We start from the raw sequence: 650 nt of genomic DNA on the forward strand, positions 1-650 counted from the left end.
GCCGTGCGGCGGCAAGCTCCGGGCTGTCAGCGTGCGCGGCGGAATACACGACGCAGAACAGTCCGCCGGATATGTTTGCCGCGTCGAAGAGGCGCGGGGCTATGCCGATTTTGGCGAGCAGCGCGTCGGTGTAGAACACGTCGACGACGTCGCTGCCGCTCAACGCCGCGCCGCGCGCACAGAGGATCTCGGCGAGCGCCGCCATTCCGGTGCCTTTTATGCCGACGAGGTGTATCTTCGCGCCGGTCAGGTCTTCCGGCAGGGAAACGAGCGCGTTCATTGCGTTGAGCGCCTTTACCACGCCTTCGGCTGCCACGCTTCCGGCGGGTCGGCAGTGCGGACGGTGTCGCCAGACTGCTCAAGCACATAGAAGCCGCTTTTGTGGGCATAATCCCGCGCCTGCTTGCCGACTATTCCGGCAATCGCGCCGAGGTACTGCCGCTCGTCATTGTGCCTGTCGGCATAGGCGCGGAGGACGCACATTCGCTCGGCGTGGGTTTTGACGTCTTCCACCGTCAGTGCGCTCTTTACTTCCGCGGCAAGCGCGTACTCGCCGTTCTCAAGCAGCACGTCGACCTCCGCAATCGTCTCGCCGTGCGCGTCTTTGTAGGCGACAAAGGTATTCATCCTGGTAAACGCATAGCCGAGCG

General features: G+C 63.7%; 1 protein-coding gene and 1 pseudogene. Both read right to left on the reverse strand.

Going from position 1 to position 650, the window contains the following annotated elements; translation table 11 throughout:
* The coding region (locus AWU74_RS07215; RefSeq protein WP_238580234.1) for a Mur ligase domain-containing protein at positions 1–316 on the reverse strand (316 nt) is incomplete at its 3' end.
* Positions 295–650, reverse strand: a pseudogene (locus tag AWU74_RS07220) (hypothetical protein); the annotation flags it as partial. The gene AWU74_RS07215 and the pseudogene AWU74_RS07220, both read right to left, overlap by 22 nt.

Source organism: Treponema endosymbiont of Eucomonympha sp. (assembly GCF_001028545.1).